16 protein-coding genes and 2 tRNA genes are annotated in these 16,589 nt (G+C 72.1%); 12 read left to right on the top strand and 6 right to left on the bottom strand.

Going from position 1 to position 16,589, the window contains the following annotated elements; genetic code table 11:
* From EAO70_RS30655 to EAO70_RS30665, 3 genes are all read left to right on the top strand, one after another.
* Positions 1-773, top strand: a 773-nt coding sequence (locus EAO70_RS30655) for an AIM24 family protein (protein ID WP_148006597.1), incomplete at its 5' end; no start/stop codon positions are given.
* Positions 774-787: 14 nt separating this feature from the next.
* Positions 788-1,468 carry an AIM24 family protein gene (locus EAO70_RS30660; RefSeq protein ID WP_148006085.1) on the top strand — a complete coding sequence of 227 codons (681 nt, stop codon included), beginning with the start codon at positions 788-790 and terminating at the stop codon, positions 1,466-1,468.
* Positions 1,469-1,487: 19 nt separating this feature from the next.
* Positions 1,488-2,243, top strand: coding sequence for an AIM24 family protein (locus EAO70_RS30665; RefSeq protein WP_148006086.1), 756 nt, complete (start codon positions 1,488-1,490; stop codon positions 2,241-2,243).
* 55 nt (positions 2,244-2,298) lie between these two features.
* On the opposite strand, the gene EAO70_RS30670 is transcribed toward EAO70_RS30665, so the two are convergent.
* Complete coding sequence (locus EAO70_RS30670) at positions 2,299-2,832, bottom strand: NUDIX hydrolase (RefSeq protein WP_148006087.1); 534 nt, start codon at positions 2,830-2,832, stop codon at positions 2,299-2,301.
* Positions 2,829-4,277, bottom strand: a complete 1,449-nt coding sequence (locus tag EAO70_RS30675; protein WP_148006088.1) for a zinc-dependent metalloprotease — start codon at positions 4,275-4,277, stop codon at positions 2,829-2,831. Before EAO70_RS30675 ends, EAO70_RS30670 begins: the two co-directional genes overlap by 4 nt.
* Positions 4,278-4,491: 214 nt before the next feature.
* On the opposite strand from EAO70_RS30675, the gene EAO70_RS30680 reads away from it, so the two are divergent.
* From EAO70_RS30680 to EAO70_RS30695, 4 genes are all read left to right on the top strand, one after another.
* The gene (locus EAO70_RS30680) at positions 4,492-5,601 is read left to right on the top strand and encodes an SDR family oxidoreductase (protein WP_148006089.1); all 1,110 of its coding nucleotides are present in this window, start codon (positions 4,492-4,494) and stop codon (positions 5,599-5,601) included.
* A 101-nt stretch (positions 5,602-5,702) separates the two neighbouring features.
* Positions 5,703-6,164, top strand: coding sequence for a molybdenum cofactor biosynthesis protein MoaE (locus EAO70_RS30685; protein WP_148006090.1), 462 nt, complete (start codon positions 5,703-5,705; stop codon positions 6,162-6,164).
* Between the two features lie 233 nt (positions 6,165-6,397).
* On the top strand, positions 6,398-6,568 hold the full coding sequence (locus tag EAO70_RS38235) for a hypothetical protein (protein ID WP_187284147.1): 171 nt from the start codon (positions 6,398-6,400) through the stop codon (positions 6,566-6,568).
* A 66-nt stretch (positions 6,569-6,634) separates the two neighbouring features.
* Positions 6,635-7,723, top strand: coding sequence for a PDZ domain-containing protein (locus tag EAO70_RS30695; protein WP_148006092.1), 1,089 nt, complete (start codon positions 6,635-6,637; stop codon positions 7,721-7,723).
* A 69-nt stretch (positions 7,724-7,792) separates the two neighbouring features.
* Here the strand turns inward: EAO70_RS30695 and EAO70_RS30700 are convergent, their stop codons facing one another.
* Positions 7,793-8,344, bottom strand: a complete 552-nt coding sequence (locus tag EAO70_RS30700) for a PPA1309 family protein (protein WP_148006093.1) — start codon at positions 8,342-8,344, stop codon at positions 7,793-7,795.
* A 135-nt stretch (positions 8,345-8,479) separates the two neighbouring features.
* Here EAO70_RS30700 and EAO70_RS30705 point away from each other — a divergent pair, with 135 nt between their 5' ends.
* The 4 genes from EAO70_RS30705 to EAO70_RS30720 all read left to right on the top strand — a co-directional run bounded on the left by EAO70_RS30705 (position 8,480) and on the right by EAO70_RS30720 (position 13,808).
* The gene (locus EAO70_RS30705) at positions 8,480-11,383 is read left to right on the top strand and encodes a UPF0182 family protein (protein ID WP_148006094.1); all 2,904 of its coding nucleotides are present in this window, start codon (positions 8,480-8,482) and stop codon (positions 11,381-11,383) included.
* Between the two features lie 45 nt (positions 11,384-11,428).
* Positions 11,429-11,502 (top strand) — tRNA-Met (locus tag EAO70_RS30710).
* A 204-nt stretch (positions 11,503-11,706) separates the two neighbouring features.
* On the top strand, positions 11,707-13,671 hold the full coding sequence (locus EAO70_RS30715; RefSeq protein ID WP_148006095.1) for a tetratricopeptide repeat protein: 1,965 nt from the start codon (positions 11,707-11,709) through the stop codon (positions 13,669-13,671).
* A 63-nt stretch (positions 13,672-13,734) separates the two neighbouring features.
* A tRNA-Met gene (locus EAO70_RS30720) sits at positions 13,735-13,808 on the top strand.
* Positions 13,809-13,932: 124 nt separating this feature from the next.
* Here the strand turns inward: EAO70_RS30720 and EAO70_RS30725 are convergent.
* The 3 genes from EAO70_RS30725 to hisN form a co-directional block, all read right to left on the bottom strand.
* Positions 13,933-14,352: a Fur family transcriptional regulator gene (locus tag EAO70_RS30725; protein ID WP_148006096.1), complete on the bottom strand. Its 420-nt coding sequence runs from the start codon at positions 14,350-14,352 to the stop codon at positions 13,933-13,935.
* Between the two features lie 207 nt (positions 14,353-14,559).
* Positions 14,560-14,946 carry a cyclic nucleotide-binding/CBS domain-containing protein gene (locus EAO70_RS30730; RefSeq protein ID WP_148006097.1) on the bottom strand — a complete coding sequence of 129 codons (387 nt, stop codon included), beginning with the start codon at positions 14,944-14,946 and terminating at the stop codon, positions 14,560-14,562.
* Between the two features lie 201 nt (positions 14,947-15,147).
* A complete protein-coding gene (hisN, locus tag EAO70_RS30735) occupies positions 15,148-15,957 on the bottom strand; it encodes a histidinol-phosphatase (protein WP_148006098.1) in 810 nt (269 codons plus the stop codon).
* A gap of 122 nt (positions 15,958-16,079) precedes the next feature.
* Here hisN and EAO70_RS30740 point away from each other — a divergent pair.
* The coding region (locus EAO70_RS30740) for a TetR/AcrR family transcriptional regulator (protein ID WP_261993124.1) at positions 16,080-16,589 on the top strand (510 nt) is incomplete at its 3' end.

The raw sequence follows: 16,589 nt of genomic DNA on the forward strand, positions 1-16,589 counted from the left end.
GCCAGGGCCAGCCGCCGCAGACCCCGCCCTACGGGCAGGCCGCCCCCGCCCCGTACGGCCAGCAGCCCCACGGTCAGCAGGCCGGCGTCCCGCAGGGCGCCCCGGCCACCGGAGCGGGCCTCGCCGCCGCGCTCGCGCCGTACAAGGAGACGCCCACCGGCGCCCGCTGGACCCCGCAGAACCAGCAGCTCATGCGGGTCGACCTGGCCATGGGCGCCACGCCCGTGCTCGCCCGCCAGGGCTCCATGGTCATGTACCAGGGCAAGGTCGACTTCTCCCACAAGGGCGCCGGCTTCACCGGCCGGATCGTCGGGAACGCCACCGGCCAGGAGATGCAGCTGATGCGCTGCACCGGCCGCGGCCAGGTCTTCCTCGCCGAGGAGGGCGCCCACCTGCACCCGATCGAGCTCCAGGGCGACGGCATCTGCGTCTCCGCGGAGAACGTCCTCGCGTTCGACGAGACCCTGCAGTACGAGGTGCGGCGCATCGAGGGCCACGGCATCCCCGGCGGCGCCCTGTTCACCATGCAGTTCCAGGGCACCGGCACCGTCGTCGTGAAGACCCACGGCGTGCCCGTCGTCCTGCCCGTCACGCCGACCACCTTCGCCGACTGCCAGGCCGTCGTCGCCTGGTCGTCCGCGTCCCAGGTCATCCTCTCCAGCCAGGTGCGGCTCCGCCGCAACGCCTACCCCGGCCACAGCGGAGAGACCGTGAACCTCCAGTTCCGGGGCGCCCCCGGCAACTTCATCGTCGTCCAGCCCTACGAGGTCTGAGGGAGCCCGAAGTCATGAACCAGCAACTCGCGGGCTACGCCCCGACCCCCGTCGCGGCCCGGATGGAGAACCACGGCCGCACCATGCTCAAGGTGGCCATGGCCACCGGCCAGGACCTCTACGCCCGGACCGGCTCGATGGTCTCCTACGAGGGCTTCATCACCTACGAGCCCAACCCGCCCGCCGTCCGCCAGGTCGCCCAGCAGTGGGCCACCGGCGAGGGCGCGCCGATCATGAAGTGCTCCGGCGACGGACTGCTCTACCTCGCCGACTACGGCGCGGACGTCGTCGTGATCAACCTCCAGAACGACTCGCTCTCGGTCAACGGCACCAACCTGCTCGCCTTCGACGCGCACCTCCAGTGGGGCGTCGAGCGGGTCAAGGGGCTCGCGAAGTTCGCCGGCCAGGGCCTCTTCAACGTCGAGATCGCCGGCACCGGCTGGGTCGCCCTGACCTCGCGCGGCACGCCGATCGTCGTCGACTGCGGCCGCGGCGACGACGAGACGTACGTCGACCCCGACGCGCTCGTCGCCTGGTCTCCGTCGCTCAAGGTCAAGGGCAAGCGCAGCTTCAAGGCCTCCTCCCTCATCGGGCGGGGCAGCGGCGAGGCCTTCCAGATGGCCTTCTCGGGCCAGGGCATCGTCGTCGTACAACCGAGCGAGGACAGCACCGACCGCCTGCGGGTCCGGGGCTGAGGGGGAGCGAGAACACACCATGCAGAGCCCGCTTTTCAACCACGCCGAACAGCAGAGCCAGGAGCGGTACGTCATCCAGAACCCGCAGCTCCTGCGGGTCACCCTCACCGGGCAGGACGACATCCTGGCCCGCAAGGGCGCCATGGTCGCGTACCAGGGACTCGTCGACTTCGACGGCGAGTACAAGACCCCCGGCCAGCGCCGGGCCCAGGCCCGCACCGGTGAGGGCCTCGACCTCATGCGCTGCTCCGGCCAGGGCACGGTCTACTTCGCCAACCTCGCCCAGTACGTGCACATCGTGGACGTCGAGCAGGAGGGCCTGACCGTCGACAGCGCCTACGTCCTGGCTCTCGACTCGACCCTCCACACCGAGGTCATCGCCGTCGACAGCCAGTACGGCGTCTCCGGCACCGGCAAGTACCAGCTCAACATCTCCGGCCGCGGCCGGGTCGCCCTGATGACCTCGGGGCAGCCGCTGATGATGCACGTCACCCCCGAGAAGTACGTCAGCGTCGACGCGGACGCCATCGTGGCCTGGTCCACCGGGCTCCGCGTCCAGATGCAGGCGCAGACGCACAACTCGAACGTCCGCAGCCGCCGCGGCAACACCGGCGAGGGCTGGGAGCTCAGCTTCCTCGGCCAGGGCTTCGCACTCGTCCAGCCCAGCGAGGTCATGCCCCCGCAGAACGCGGCCATCGGCCAGGGCATCGCCGCGCAGTTCGGCGCCGGACAGCACGGAGCCCACGCCCAGAACCAGAACAACGCCTGGAGCTAGGCACGCACACGGCAGAGGGGGCGGCCGCCGACCGGCGACCGCCCCCTCTGCCGTGTCACGTCCCCTGGAGGCGCGCCCGCGTGCTCTCCACGAGGCGGACCACCGACGCGTCCGCCACGCCCGCCACCTCCTCGTACGCGAACCAGCGCAGGTCCAGCGACTCCTCGCTGATCTGCTCCACCGCGCCGGCCGGGGCCAGCGCCGCGTACTGCACGTCCAGGTGCCAGTGACAGGGCGCCGGGATCGCATGCCGGTCGAGCCGCACCGGACCGCCCGGCAGCAGGGTGAGACCCGAGGCGATGCCGGACTCCTCCGCCGCCTCGCGCAGCGCGGCCTCCTCCAGCGTCGCGTCGCCCTCCTCGCAGTGACCGCCCATCTGCAGCCACATGCCCAGCTTCTTGTGCAGCGTCAGCAGCACCCGCCCGCGCCCGGGATCGACCACCAGCGCACTGGCGGTCAGGTGCCCGGCCCCGCAGGGCTTGTACATGCCGTCCGGATGCGCGCCCAGATGCTCCAGGTAGAGGTCGCGCAGCTCCGGCTCGCCCTCGTACCCCTTCAGGACGAGGACCGCTTCGTCGTACAGGCTCACTTCTCGGCGTCCCCGTCCTCGGTGCCGTCGCCCTTGGCGGCCTCGCCGAGCATTTTGTCGAGCTCGGAGAAGTCGAGGTGCTCGCGGTGCACGAAGCCGTCCGGGTCGTCCAGGTCGGTCGCCGTCGGCAGCATGTCCGGGTGTTCCCACAGGCCGTCACGGCCGTCGACCCCGCGCGCGTCCGTCAGCGACGCCCACAGGCGCGCCGCGTCCCGCAGCCGCCGCGGCCGCAGCTCCAGACCGATCAGGGTGGCGAAGGTCTGCTCGGCGGGACCACCCGAGGCCCGGCGCCGGCGCAGCGTCTCGCGCAGCGCGTCCGCCGAAGTGAGGCGCGACTTCGCGGCCTCGTGGACCACCGCGTCCACCCAGCCCTCGACGAGCGCCAGGGCCGTCTCCAGACGGGCCAGGGCGGCCTTCTGCGCCGGGGTGTCCTCCGGCTGGAACATGCCCTGCTGGAGGGCCTCCTGAAGCTGCTCCGGATGCGTCGGGTCGAGCTGGCCCACCGCCTCCTCCAGCTTCGAGGTGTCGACCTTGATCCCCCGCGCGTACCCCTCGACCGCGCCGAACAGGTGCGCGCGCAGCCACGGCACGTGGGCGAAGAGCCGCTGGTGGGCGGCCTCGCGCAGGGCCAGGTAGAGCCGCACCTCGTCGGAGGGCACACCCAGGTCCTTGCCGAAGGCCTCCACGTTCAGCGGGAGCAGCGCGGCCCGGCCCGCGGGCCCGAGCGGCAGGCCGACGTCGGTCGAGCCGACGACCTCGCCCGCGAGCGCGCCGACGGCCTGCCCGATCTGCTGGCCGAACATGGCGCCGCCCATCGAGCGCATCATGCCGATCAGCGGGCCGGCCATGGCCTGCATCTCCTCCGGCAGGACGTCGCCCATCGCCGTGCCGACCCGCTCGGCGACCGGGTCCACCAGCTGCTGCCAGGCCGGCAGCGTCGCCTCGACCCACTCCGCGCGGCTCCACGCCACGGCCGTGCTCGCCCCCGAGGGCAGCGAGGTCACGCCGTCCAGCCACAGGTCGGCCAGACGCACGGCCTCCTCGACCGCGGACCGCTCCGCCGGGCCCACGCTGGAGTCCTTGGTGCCGTCGGCGGTGCCCTGGGCCACCACCTGGCGCGCGATCTGCTTGGCCATGTCCCAGTTCACGGGACCGCCCTCGTAGCTCAGCATCTGGCCGAGCTGCTGGAAGGCCGCGCCCAGGTCGTTGGGGTTCAGCGAGCCGAACATCGCCGCGAACGGATTGTCGGCTCCGCCTTGACCGCCCAGMCCGCCCGGCCCGCCCATGCCGGGCAGCCCGCCGAAGCCGAACGGGTTCGCCCCGAAGGGGTTGCCGCCCTGGCCGCCGGACCCCTGGCCACCTCCGGCGGGGTCCTTCTTCTTGCCCTCGTCGCCGTTCTCCGGCTCCTCCGGCGGAAGGCCGAATCCGAATGGGGTGTCACTCACAGGTTTCCTCGGCTCGTAGGGCCGCCGGCCTCCTGCCGACGGCGACTGCCCGACCAGGGCCTGTCCAGACAGGCCCCGCACACCACCAGCGTAGACATCCGGGCCGGAAATGGGCTCGGTGCTCCGCCGGACCGTGCCCTGCGGCAGGATGGACGCCACCTGGTCCGTACGCGTCATGCGTGTACGTACTGAAGACAACCGCTGGAGACGCCCGGTGAGTTCCCCAGATCCACAGGTTCGCGGAGCGCGAAACCCCTCAACCCGGTCCGCCGGGCGCGGCCCCGTCGTCGCGGTCACCGGCGCCGCCTCCGGCGTCGGCGACCTGCTGACCAGGCGCCTCGCCGGGTCCGACGAGGTCAAGAAGATCGTCGCCATCGACGAGCGCCGCGGCGAGGTCGCCGAGGCCGAGTGGCACATCCTCGACGTGCGCGACCCGGCCATCGCCGAGAAGCTGCGCGGCGCGGACGTCGTCGTGCACCTCGCCGTCGACCTCGACCTGGAGACCGACCCCGCCGCACGGACGGCCTACAACGTCCGGGGCACCCAGACCGTGCTGACCGCCGCGGCCGCCGCGGGGGTCCACCGGGTGGTGCTGTGCACCTCCGCCATGGTCTACGGGGCCCTGCCCGACAACGACATCCCGCTCTCCGAGGACGCCGAGCTCCGGGCGACCGCCGAGGCCACCGGCGTCGGCGACATGCTGGAGATCGAGCGCCTCGGCCGCCGCGCCCCCCGCGCGCACCCCGGCCTCAACGTCACCGTGGTCCGCCCCGCCGTCCTCGTCGGCGGTACGGACACGGCCCTGACCCGCTACTTCGAGTCGCCCCGGCTCCTCGTCGTCGCGGGCTCCCGGCCCACCTGGCAGTTCTGCCACGTGGACGACCTGGTCAGCGCCCTGGAGTACGCGGCCCTCGAAAAGGTCGAGGGCGAGTTCGCGGTCGGCTGCGACGGCTGGCTCGAACAGGAGGAGGTCGAGGAGCTCTCCGGGATCCGGCGCATGGAGCTGCCCTCCGCCGTCGCCCTCGGCGCCGCGGCCCGGCTCCACCGGATCGGGCTCACCCCGTCCCCGGCCGGCGACCTCGCGTACACGATGCACCCGTGGGTGGTCAGCGTCGGACGCCTGCACGACGCCGGCTGGCGGCCGAAGTGGACCAACGAGGAGGTCCTCGCGGCGCTCCTGGAGGAGGTCGAGGGCCGCCACACGGTCGCCGGCCGCCGGCTGGGCCGCAAGGACGCCACGGCGGCGGGCGCGGCCGGTGCGACGGTGGCCCTGCTGGGCACGGCGGCGCTGGTCCGGCAGATGCGGAAGCGGCGGGGGATCTGACCGGGGCGCACGGCGGCCTGTAGGACCCTCCTACGGGCGCCGCCGACGACCGGTCGAATCCGCTATTCCGGGATCACGCGCGCGTACGGCACGATGGACGCATGGCACCGACGTCTGACCACCCCGGCGAGCAGGCCGCCGCCGACCCGATCAAGCTCCTCGCGGTCCGGGACACCCCGCTCTCCCTCGACGAGGTCTTCCGGGCGGTCGGGGACGACGCCTCCGGCGGCACCACGCTCTTCGTGGGCACCGTGCGCAACCACGACGGCGGCGCCGACGTCGACCGTCTGGGCTACTCCAGCCATCCGACCGCCGAGGCCGAGATGCGCCGGGTCGCCGAGAAGGTCGTCGCCGACTACCCGGTGCGCGCGCTGGCCGCCGTCCACCGGGTGGGGGACCTGGGCGTGGGCGACATCGCGGTCGTCGTGGCCGTCTCCTGCCCGCACCGCGGCGAGGCCTTCGAGGCCTGCCGCAAGCTCATCGACGACCTCAAGCACGAGGTCCCCATCTGGAAGCACCAGACCTTCTCGGACGGCACCGAGGAGTGGGTCGGAGCCTGCTGAGGCCTTCCGGAAAGCAAGGCGACGCGCCGACGGCGCGTAGCCGAACGCCCGATTTGCGTAACCGCCCCCCACGCGCGAGCGTTGACCCCACAGATGACAGAGTCTGCTGATCAACTCACTGGGGATGGGAGGTCGGGATGGCAGCGCTGGCCTGGTTGCTGATTCCGCTTTTCGCAGTCGTCGGCGCGGCGATATGGGGAAGCTGGGCTTCGAGGAACAAGACGATAGGTGACGTGGCCGAACTCGCCGGCTACGCCCGCTTCCGGGACGCGATGGAACGCGCCCACGCCACGACCCCCGAACCCGTGATGGAACGCGCCCGCGCCACGGCCCCCGACCCCGTACGCCCCGAGCGCGAACCGGCCGCCGCCGCCGGTGGTGCCGCCGCCTCGCCGACGAGCTGACGCCGGGCCTCCTCGTACGGACCGCCCCAGGGGTGCACCCACAGGCGAGTCCCGTACTGTCGTTCCATGCCACGCCGCACCGCGACGATGCTCGCCTCCACCCTGGTCCTGATCTGCCTGCTGATCGCGGGCGTCCTGATCCCGGTGCCGTACGCGGAGATGAGCCCCGGCCCCACGGTCAACACCCTCGGCGAGGCCAGGGGAGAGCCCGTGCTCCACATCGCGGGACGCAAGACCTACCCGACCGACGGTCACCTCAACATGACGACGGTCCGGGTCACCAGCGCGGACTACAAGATGAACGCCGTCGAGGCCGTCTACGGCTGGCTGGCCCACGACAACGTGGTCGTGCCGCACGACACGCTCTACCCGGACGGCAAGACCGAGGAGCAGTCGACCCAGGAGAACGCCGAGGAGTTCAGCCAGTCCCAGGAGAGCGCCAAGGTGGCCGCCCTCAAGGAGCTGGGCATCCCGGTCGTCTCCCGGGTCGTGGTCGGCAGCGTCATCAAGGGCTCGCCCTCGGAGGGCAAGCTGCACGCCGGTGACGTGATCAAGGCCGTCGACGGGGTGGCGATCACCGCGCAGGCCGACGTGGCCAAGCAGGTCGTCAAGCGGAAGCCCGGCCAGGACGTCACGTTCACGATCGTCCCCGCCAAGGAGGCGGCCGCCGCCGAGAAGGCCCGCAAGGAGCCGACCGTCACTCAGAAGGTGGTCATCACGACCACCACCTCGGAGGAGGGCGACCGGGCCGTCGTCGGCATCCAGGCCGGCACCGATCACGTCTTCCCGTTCACCATCGACATCAACCTGGCCGACGTCGGCGGCCCCAGCGCCGGGCTGATGTTCGCGCTCGGCATCGTCGACAAGCTCACCCCGGAGAGCCTCACCGGCGGCCGCTTCATCGCCGGCACGGGCACCATCGACGACGACGGCAAGGTCGGTCCGATCGGCGGCATCGAGATGAAGCTGGTCGGCGCGCGGAACGCGGGGGCACAGTACTTCCTCACCCCGGCCGACAACTGCGAGACGGCCGCGAGGGACATCCCGGACGGCCTCACCCTCGTCAGGGTGGACACCATCGAGGACGCCACCAAGTCCCTGGAGAAGCTCCGCGCGGGCGACACGACGTCCCTGCCCAGCTGCGCCAAGAGCTAGGCGGTACGGAGAAGGGGAAGGGGCGCCCGGTCGTGGACCGGGCGCCCCTTCCCCTTCGTCGTACGGGGGTCAGCTCTCGAAGGTGGCCGTCAGCGCCTCGGCGAGGCCCGGCACCAGGTCGGGGCCGGTCAGGACCTCGGTGGCGGTGTCCTTCTCGCGCAGCCGGATGGCCGCCTCGCGGGCCCCGCCGCGGAGCACGGCCACGGTCATCCGGACCTCCTGGCGGTCCGGGTGGGCGGCCACCCACTTGGCGAGCTGCTTCTCGTTCAGGCCCTGCGGGACCTGTGCCTCGGCCGACGGCGGCAGCATGAGCCGCTCCACCGTCATGGCGCAGCCGGCCACGCCCGCCGGCCAGGCGATCGTGCCGAGGAACTCGTCGAGGGGCTTCCCGCGCGGCAGCTTCTCCTGCTCGATCGGGGTGTAGGCGGTGGCGTCGTCGCCCAGGCCCAGCTGGGAGGCGAGCCTGGGCTCCTTGGCACGCAGCCGTGCGGTGTCGACCAGGGCGAAGAGACGGGCCGGCTGGTCCCAGCCGAGGCCCGCCGCGTACTCGTCGATCTCGAGCACCGCGCGGGTGAGGGGGCTCGCGGCCATCGCCGGGCCGGAGGGGGAAACGTTGGACATGACCAATATCCTGCCTCCTCTTCCCCTGAATACGGGAACTAGGTAAAGCCTCAGTAAGTTGCACCAGTGGGCTCTACGATCGCTGGGCCTGCTTTCAGACGCATCAACATCGAGGGGCGCACGTTGGCTTTCCAGATGCCGGACCGCGGCGGCAGCCCGTCCGGGCCGAGGATGAGAGTCGGCCGGCCGTCCCGGCGGGCCCGAACCCTGCTCATGACACTCGGGGTCCTGGCCGTGCTGGCCATGGCGTTCGTGATGTTCGCCGGGTTCTGGACGGACTGGCTCTGGTACCGCTCGGTCAAGTACTCGTCCGTGTTCACCACCACGCTGTGGACGAAGATCGGCCTCTTCGCCGTCTTCGGCCTCCTGATGGGGCTCGCCGTCGGCCTGAACATCTGGCTGGCGCACCGGCTCCGGCCGCCGCTCAGCGCGATGTCGCTGGAGCAGCAGAGCCTCGACCGGTACCGGATGGGCCTCGCGCCGTTCAAGAAGTGGGTGCTGCTCGCGGTCACCGCCCTGGTGGCCCTGATCGCCGGCGCCTCCGCCTCGGGCCAGTGGCGCACCTGGCTGATGTGGGTCAACGGCGTGAAGTTCGGCGAGAAGGACCCGCAGTTCGGTCTCGACGTGGCGTTCTACGCGTTCGACCTGCCCTGGTACCGCTTCCTCCTCGCCTTCGGCTTCGCCGCCGTCGTCCTGTCGCTGATCGCCGCCGCGCTCACGCACTACCTGTACGGCGGGCTGCGGATCACCAGCCCCGGCGCGCGGGCCACCGCCGCGGCCACCGGCCACCTCTCGGTGCTGCTCGGCGTCTTCGTGGCGCTCAAGGCCGTGGCGTACTGGCTCGACCGGTACGGCCTGGCCGTGAAGTCCAGCGACTTCAAGGCCACCGGCAACTGGACGGGTCTGCGGTACGTCGACGCCAACGCCTACCTGCCGGCGAAGACCATCCTGTTCTGCATCGCCGCGATCTGCGCCGTGCTGTTCTTCGCGACGCTCTGGCGCCGCACCTGGCAGCTGCCGGTGATCGGCTTCGGTCTGATGGTGCTCTCCGCGGTCCTGATCGGCGGCCTGTACCCGGCCATCGTGCAGAAGTTCCAGGTCCAGCCGAACGAGCAGGCCAAGGAAGCGGCGTACATCAAGAAGAACATCGACGCGACCCGCAAGGCGTACGCGATCGACGAGACGAAGCTCGAGAACTACTCGGGCAAGTCGACGGTGAAGGCCAAGGACCAGCTGCGCACCGACGCCGACTCGGCCGCCAGCTACCGCGTCCTCGACCCGAACATCGTGTCGCCGACGTTCCAGCAGCTGGAGCAGAAGCGGAAGTACTACCAGTTCCCGACCACCCTGGACGTCGACCGCTACGCGGGCAAGGACACGGTCGTCGGTCTCCGCGAGCTCAACATCAAGGGCATCCCGAAGCGGAACTGGATCAACGACCACTTCACCTACACCCACGGCTTCGGCGCGATCATGGCGTCGGGTACCCAGACGGACGCCAACGGTTCGCCGGTCTTCACCGAGGCCGGACTGCCCACCAAGGGCATGCTCGGCAGCTACCAGCAGCGGATCTACTACGGCGAGAAGACCGACCAGTACTCGATCGTGGGCGGCCCGCAGAAGGAGCTGGACTACGAGGAGAACGGCGAGAAGACCACCAGCTACGACGGAAAGAGCGGGGTCAACCTCTCCAGCACGTTCAACCGCGCGGCCTACGCCGTCGCGTTCAGCGAGCCGCAGATCCTCTACTCGGGGGCCATCGGCGAGGGCTCGCGGATCCTCTACAACCGCACGCCCAAGGAGCGCGTCGAGGCCGTCGCGCCCTGGCTGACCATCGACGGCGACGCCTACCCGGCGGTCGTCGACGGCCGGATCCAGTGGGTCATCGACGCGTACACGACGACGAACGGCTACCCGTACGCCTCGCGCACCACGCTCGGCGACACCACGGCCGACTCGCTGACCGTCGGCAACCAGCAGCGCGCCGTCGTCGCCCAGCAGAACCAGGTCAACTACATCCGGAACTCGGTGAAGGCCACCGTCGACGCCTACGACGGCACGGTGAACCTCTACCAGTGGGACACCCAGGACCCGGTCCTGAAGACCTGGATGAAGGCGTTCCCGGGCACGGTCAAGGCCAAGTCCGAGATCGGCGGCGACCTGATGCAGCACCTGCGGTACCCGCAGGACATGTTCAAGGTCCAGCGCGAGCTGCTGACCCGCTACCACGTCACCGACCCCGCGCAGTTCTACAGCGGCTCGGACGCCTGGCAGGTGCCGGACGACCCGACCAACAAGGACGGCAACGCGGTCCCGCCGTACTACCTGAGCATGAAGATGCCCGGGGACAAGGCCCAGCGCTTCTCGCTGACGACGACGTTCACGCCGAACGGGCGGCCCAACCTGGGCGCCTTCATGGCGGTCGACGCCGACGCCACCAGCAAGGAGTACGGCCGGCTGAGACTGCTGCGGGTCACCGAGGACGTGCCCGGCCCGGCGCAGGTGCAGAGCAAGCTCAACGGTCTGCCGTCCGTCGCCACCTTCGTCCGGGACCTGAAGGGCGCCGACTCGGACATCCAGTACGGCAACCTGCTGACCGTCCCGCTCGACGGCGGATTCCTGTACGTGGAACCGGTGTACGCCCAGGGACGCAACGCGCTGTACCCGCTCCTCAAGAAGGTCGCGGTGTCCTACGTGGACGCCGACCAGCCGGACGGTGACACGACCAAGGACACCACGGTGTTCGAGGACAACCTCACCACCGCGCTGAACGCGGTCTTCGGGGTGGACGCGCCCACCACGCCCCCGCCCACCTCGCCGACGACCCCGCCGGGCACCGGCAACCCGCCGCCGGTCTCCAACGACGCCGCGCTCAAGCAGGCGATCTCCGACGCCCAGAAGGCCTACGACGCGGGCGAGGCCGCCCTGGCGAAGGGCGACTGGACGGCCTACGGCAAGGCCCAGGAGGACCTCCAGGCGGCGCTCGACCGCGCCGCCTCGGCGGGGGCCAAGCTCAAGGCGCCGGGATCAAGCGGCTGACCTGAGGTTTTCCATCCCGCGTCCGTGATACCGTGGTTTCACCGACGCGGGGTGGAGCAGCTCGGTAGCTCGCTGGGCTCATAACCCAGAGGTCGCAGGTTCAAATCCTGTCCCCGCTACTCAGAGGACGAGGGCCCGGATCCATAAGGATCCGGGCCCTCGTCGTGTGTCGGCGTGCACGAGGGGCCTGAAGAGCGGTAGGGAAGGGGCGAGTTGGCGTGAGTCGTGTTTGACTTGTCTCTCTGTGGGCATGTCGACAAAACGCTGAGTGACCTCACTGGCTGCGGTATACCAGGTGTGCTCGGGTTGCGGGTGGTGCGACGATGGTATTTATGGGGGACAGGGCAACTCTGTTGGAGACAGGGCGGTTTGTGCAGCGGCATGCCAGGAACGCCGCGGACGAGATCATCGAGGCAGTAGGGGCCGTCGATGCGGCCGTCGACACCGCCGCCGAGACCGATGCCGAGAACGAGACCGAGACCGAGGCCCGTCACCGGCGCGCCGCCGAGCGCGGCGACCTCGCCTCGATGAGCGCCCTCGGCGCCCTCCTGCTGCGCCGCGGCGACCTCGACGCCGCCGAGCCCTTCCTCCGCGGCGCCACCGCGGAGGGCGACCGCGCCGCCGCGAACAACCTCGGTGTCCTGCTGCACCAGCGCGGCTACGCCGACGAGGCCGCCGGCTGGTGGCGCGTCGCCGCCGTCGCCGGCTCCGCGCCCGCCGCCCACGCCCTCGGCCGCCACCACCGCGAGCGCGGTGACGAACCGGCCGCCGAGTACTGGCTCCGTCAGGCCGCCGAGCAGGGCCACGCCCTCGGCGCGTACGCCCTCGCCGACCTCCTGGAGCACCGCAGCGACGTCGGCGCCGAGCGCTGGCTCCGTGCCGCCGCCGAGCAGGGCCACCGCGAGGCCGCCTACCGCCTCGCCCTCGCCCTGGAGCGGCGCGCCACCGAGACCACCCGGGGCCCGCACGACACCGGCACCCGGCTCCGCGTCCCCGGCACCGGCGCGCTCGTGCCCACCGGCGCGCCCGCCGTCGCACTCACCGGCGGGCCCGGACCGGCGGTCGGCGAGGCCGCCGGCGAGCCCTCCGAGGCCGAGCAGTGGTTCCGGCAGGCCGCCGCGCGCGGCCACCGGCGGGCCGCCCTCCACCTCGGCGCGATCCTGGAGCACCGCGGCGAGCTCAAGGAGGCCGGCCGCTGGTACCTCAGCTCCGCCAAGGAGGGCGAGGCCAAGGCCGCCTGCGCCCTCGGCTTCCTGCTCCGCGACGCGGGCGACGAGGAGAGCGCCGCCGTGTGGTGGCTGCGGGCCGCCCAGGACGGCGACGGCAACGCCGCCAACGCCCTCGGGGCGCTGCACGCGGCCCGGGGCGAGCAGCAGACCGCCGAGCGCTGGTACCGCGCGGCCATGGACGCCGGCGACGTGAACGGCGCCTACAACCTCGGGCTGCTCTGCGCCGCCCAGGACCGCATCCCGCAGGCCGAGCAGTGGTACCGCCGCGCTGCCTACGCGGGCCACCGCGAGGCCGCCAACGCGCTCGCCGTGCTCCTCCTCCAGGCCGGCGACGCCAACGGCGCCGAGCCGTGGTTCTCCAAGGCGGCCGAGGCCGGCAGCGTCGACGCCGCCTTCAACCTCGGCATCCTCCACGCGGGCCGCGACGACGACCGTACGGCCCTCGTCTGGTACGAGCGGGCCGCGGCCGCCGGGCACACCGAGGCCGCCCTCCAGGTCGGCATCGCCGCCCTCCGCGACGGCGACGAGCGCACCGCCGAGCGGCACCTGCGCTGCGCGGCCGGCGGCGGCAGCGCCGAGGCCGCCTTCCGGCTCGCCTCGGTGCTCGACGCCCGCCGCCCCGACCCGGGCCCGGCCGTCCTCGGCGCGCCCCGGGAGGAGAAGAGCGAGTGCGAGGAGTGGTACGAGCGGGCGGCCCAGCAGGGCCACCGGCGCGCCCAGGTGCGGGTGGGCATGCTCGCCGCCGGGCGCGGCGACCTGGCCGAGGCCGACCGCTGGTACCGCGAGGCGGCCGAGGCAGGCAGCCGCAACGGCGCCTTCAACCTCGGGCTGCTCCTCGCCCGCGAGGGCAGCGAGCGCGAGGCGTCCCTCTGGTGGACCCGGGCCGCCCGGGCCGGCCACGGCCGCGCCGCCCTCCGGCTCGCCCTGCTGGCGGCGCGCCGCGGCGAGCTGACCGAGGGGCGCCGCTGGTGTGCCCGCGCGGTGGAGCTGGGTCCGGCCGAGGTCGCGGAGCGGGCCGCCCGGCTGAGCGAGGCGCTCCACCAGGAGCTGACCGCGTGATGGTGTCGCCGTTCAATCGATTTGCACCGGCCGCGCGGCGTCCCGTAGAGTCGGGTCTACCGACGCGGGGTGGAGCAGCTCGGTAGCTCGCTGGGCTCATAACCCAGAGGTCGCAGGTTCAAATCCTGTCCCCGCTACTCAGTAGCAGCGAAGGCCCGGATCCGGTCACTGGATCCGGGCCTTCGTCGTGTGCGCGGGGCGGCCGGTGGCATGGCGAAAGGCCCCCGCCGTGGCGGGGGCCTGTTCGTCAGGTCGGCGTCCTCAGGCGGAGGTCGCGCAGCTCGGGCAGATGCCCCGGTACGTGACCTCGACGTTCGAGATCGTGAAGCCGAAGCGCTCGGTGTCGGGAAGGTCCGCCAGCGGGTCGCCCGCCGGGTGGACGTCCCGGATCGCCCCGCAGCGGCCGCAGACCAGGTGCTGGTGCGGTCGGTGGGCGTTGGGGTCGTAGCGCTTGGCCCGTCCGTCGGTCGCGACTTCGAGCACCTCGCCGAGGGTGACCATCTCGCCCAGCGTGTTGTAGACGGTCGCGCGCGAGATCTCGGGAAGCCGCGTCACGGCGCGGGCGTGGACCTCGTCGGCGGTCAGGTGCACGTGATCCCCGTCGAGGACCTCGGCCACGACGCGTCGCTGTGCGGTCATCCGCCAGCCGCGTCCGCGCAGTCGTTCCAACAGGTCGCTCATGGGGGCCAGGGTAACAGTCGCCGCTTCGGACTCCCGAATCCGTGTGATTCTGGATCTTCACTTGACTTGGACTATGTCCATTATAGGATCGTGTACGAATGCTTCGGCGGGCGGGTCGACGCCGTGATCCAGGCCCTGCGCGGCCGAGGGCGCCCGCCGGAAGAGGGAACGGGCCGGAATCCGTACGGATTCCGGCCCGCTCCCGTGTCACCCCGCGACGCTGTGCAGTGGGGTCCAGCAGCGGATGATGTCCCGGACCGAGACGATGCCGACGGGGCCGTGCCCGTCGAGCACCACGAGGTGGCGGAACCCGCCGTGCGTCATGGCCTCCGCCGCCTCCTCCAGGGTCCAGGTGGGGGCGGCGAAGACGACCTCGTGGGTGGTGTGGGAGTCGGCGGTCTCGGTGTCGGGGTCCTGGTCGCGGGCCAGCGACTTGAGGATGTCCCGTTCGGTGAGGATGCCGAGTCCGGCGTCCCCGTCCAGGACCACGGCCGCGCCGACGCGGCGGGCCGCCATCAGCCGGGCGGCCTGTCGAAGGGTGTGGGCGGGGCCGATGGTGAGGACCACGGCGCTCATGGCGTCACGGACGAGCATGGGCTGAGCCACCTCCTTGGTGAGACGGTCCCGCCTTCAACGAGAACCGATTCACAAGTTCACAAGCGGGGGGACTCCCAGAGTGGCACCGGGGGAGGGGCTCGACAAGGGGGCGCGCGAGGCGCCCCCGGGGAGTGCCGAGGGCGCTCGAACGCCGAGATGCAGGAGGGGGCAGAGGGTCAGGAGGGTCCGGCCGGGTGCTCAGTCCTCCGCGGCCTCCTGGTTGAGGTAGCTCAGCAGCTCACCGTGGAGCAGCCCGTTCGACGCGGCCGCGTTCCCGCTGTGCGGACCGTGCCGGCCGTCCAGGCCCGTGTACGTACCCCCCGCCTCCTGCACCACGACCGCCACCGCGGCCATGTCCCACAGCGACAGCTCCGGCTCCGCGCAGATGTCCACCGAGCCCTCGGCGACCATCATGTACGGCCAGAAGTCGCCGTACGCCCGGGTCCGCCAGCAGGCGCGCGCCAGGTCCAGGAAACCGTCGAGGCGCCCCTGTTCCTCCCAGCCGTCCAGCGAGGAGTACGCGAAGGAGGCGTCCGCCAGGGAGGCGACCTTCGATACCCCGATCCGGGTCGCCGAGGCGAGACTGCGCCCGGTGTACGCCCCCAGGCCCTTCGCCGCCCACCAGCGCCGGCCGAGCGCCGGGGCCGACACCACGCCCACCACCGGCTGGAAACCGGTGTCCCCGGCCTCCATCAGCGCGATCAGGGTCGCCCAAACGGGTACGCCGCGCACGTAGTTCTTCGTACCGTCGATCGGGTCGATCACCCAGCGGCGCGGGCCCGAGCCCTCCACCCCGAACTCCTCGCCCAGGATCGCGTCACGCGGCCTGGCCCGCTGGAGCTGCCCCCGGATCAGCTCCTCGGCGGCCTTGTCGGCCTCGCTCACCGGGGTCATGTCCGGCTTCGTCTCGACCTTGAGGTCGAGCGCCTGGAAGCGGTCCATGGTGGCCGCGTCGGCGGCATCCGCGAGGACGTGGGCGAGACGCAGATCATCGTGGTAATCGGCCATGGTCGGCACTCTATCCCCGGGTGATCCCTCCGCGGCGAACCGTCCACGGGTGGCCCCTTGACAGTGCCCGGACGCCTGTCGACGCTGAGCACGAAAACGATTCCCCGGTCCGGGAGGCGCCGATGCCGACTGCCCGCGAGGCCCTGCTCGACGCCGCGCTCGCCGCGCTCGCGCACCGGCCCTGGTCCACGGTGCGCATGGCGGACCTGGCCGTGGTCGCCCGGGTCTCCCGGCAGACCCTCTACAACGAGTTCGGCAGCAAGGAGGGCCTCGCCCGCGCCCTGGTGTGCCGGGAGGCCGACAGCTATCTGCAGGGGGTCCGGCGGCTGCTCGCCGCTCCCGCCCCGCCCGAACGGAACCTGGTCGCCGTCGCCGAGTGGATCGTCACCCGGGCCGCCGTCCGCCCCGTGCTGCGGTCCCTGCTCACCGGCGCCTGGGACGAGCGGCTGCCCGCGCCCCGGCCCGCCCGGCYCGGCGCACTGACCGTCCGCCCCCGCCTGTCCGAGGGTGGGGACCGCGGGCGCCACGACATGGCTGAGGGCCAGCCGGACGGCGAGCTCGCAGCCCGCCGCCCACCGCTCCCCCGCGCAGGCCGCGGTCGCCGCCATCAGCTCGCCGGGCGCGGGCGGGCC

It is taken from the genome of Streptomyces sp. adm13(2018) (assembly GCF_008042145.1).
Taxonomy (GTDB): Bacteria; Actinomycetota; Actinomycetes; order Streptomycetales; family Streptomycetaceae; genus Streptomyces.